General features: G+C 72.2%; 1 protein-coding gene. It reads left to right on the top strand.

All coding sequences use genetic code 11. The features are described 5' to 3' along the window. Positions 1–71 precede the first annotated feature (71 nt). A partial coding sequence (locus VOI19_RS19095) for a neutral/alkaline non-lysosomal ceramidase N-terminal domain-containing protein (RefSeq protein WP_323794510.1) occupies positions 72–1,743 on the top strand: 1,672 nt, incomplete at its 3' end.

The following is a 1,743-nucleotide window of genomic DNA, read 5'->3' as shown; positions in this document are numbered from 1 at the left end:
CAGCGGCCGGGGCGTTACCCCCGAACAGCAGTTCTGCCATAACTCGCCCGCGCGAGCGCCGTTGAGCAGGTGTGTCCACCCGGATCTCCGCCCTCCTCCTGTCCGCGCTCCTGGCCCTCGCGGTCGTGTCGGTCGCGCCACTCGGCGGTCCCGCCGGCGGAGCCGGCTCCGCCGCCGCTGCGTCGCCGCCGCCGCCGATGCTCCTGGTCGGAGTCGGCCGCTCCGACATCACGCCCCCGACCGGCTACTTCACGATGGGCAACGTGCGCTCCGACGCGCGGGCCAAGGGCCAGCACACGCGACTGCAGGCGCGGGCGATCGTGCTGCAGCGTGGCGAGACCAAGGTCGCGCTGGTGGTCACCGAGCTGTGCTGCGTGCCGGGTGGTCTGCTCACCGAGGTCGCCGCGCTGCTGGAGGACCGCGACATCGACGAGCAGTCGATGATCGTGGCCGGCACCCACACGCACAGCGCTCCAGGGCAGTACTTCCCCTACTCGACACACAACACCGTCTTTCCCAACGTGCCGACACCGACGGAGTTCACCGTCCAGCCGGACCCCCAGCTCTACGGCTTCCTCGCCCGCCAGGTCGCGAGCGCGATCGAGCGCGCCGACGACGACCTCGCTCCGGGGGCCGCGGCCTGGGGTCACACCGAGATCCCGGTCGGACTCACCGAGAACCGCTCGATCGAGGCACACCTCGCCAACTTCGGGATCGAACGCGACCTCGGGGAGGGTCGGGCCTCCGAGAGCCCGGAGGGTGCCGCCGGCACGATCGACCCCGACCTCGAGGTGCTGCGTGTCGACAAGGTCGTCGGCGGCGACCTCGTGCCGGTCGGTCTCTGGACGACGTTCGCCAACCACGGCACCGTGACGCTCGGCAAGCTCGCCGAGAACTACAACGGCGACCACCTGGGGCCGGCCATGCTGGCGACCGAGGGTGCGCTCCGGGAGTCGAGCGGTCTCCCCCGCGACCAGGACCTGGTCGTCGCCTTCTCCAACGCCGACGAGGGCGACACGTCCTCCGCGCTCGACCGCACCGGCCCGGCCGCGGCCGAGTACGTCGGCCGCGTCGAGGCGGCCGCCATCCTGCGCGCCTGGGACGAGGCCGGCGAGCATCTCTCCACCACCGCCGAGCTGGATGTGCGCTGGACCCGCTTCTGCTTCTGTGGGCAGCAGACCGTCGGCGGCCGCGTCGACGACAAGGCGGTGCCCGGCCTGCCGCTGCTGACCGGCTCCGACGAGCACCGCGGCCAGCTGCACGACAACACCGGCGCGGTGTTCGAGGGCTACCGCCTGCCGGCGTCGACCGGAGGGCCCCAGGGCAACAAGATCCCCTTCCAGCCGCAGGGCTCCGAGCTGCCCGCCGGGGCCCCGCTGATGCTCGTGCGGGTCGGCGACGGTGTGGTCATCTCCAACCCGGGCGAGGTCACCACCGAGGTGGGTGAGCAGATCAAGGACGCCGTGGGTTCGGCCCTGGCCGGCTCGGGCGTCGAGACCGTCGCGATCAGCGGGCTCGCCAACGAGTACCAGGGCTACTTCACCACCCCCGAGGAGTACGCCTGGCAGGCCTACGAGGGCGGCCAGACCAACTTCGGCACCTACAGCGCCAACCTGCTGATCGAGCAGAGCGGGCTGCTGGCGGCCTCGCTGGCCGCGGGGCAGCCGGCGCCGACGCCGTACGACTTCGACCCGACGAACGGCCTCGAGGCCGACCACACGCCGTACCCGACCGGAGCGGATC

Origin of the sequence: Nocardioides sp., assembly GCF_034670285.1 — a bacterium.
GTDB lineage: Bacteria > Actinomycetota > Actinomycetes > Propionibacteriales > Nocardioidaceae > Nocardioides.
Note: the sequence above shows the minus strand (reverse complement) of the source record. Positions and strands in the feature narration are given on the sequence as shown.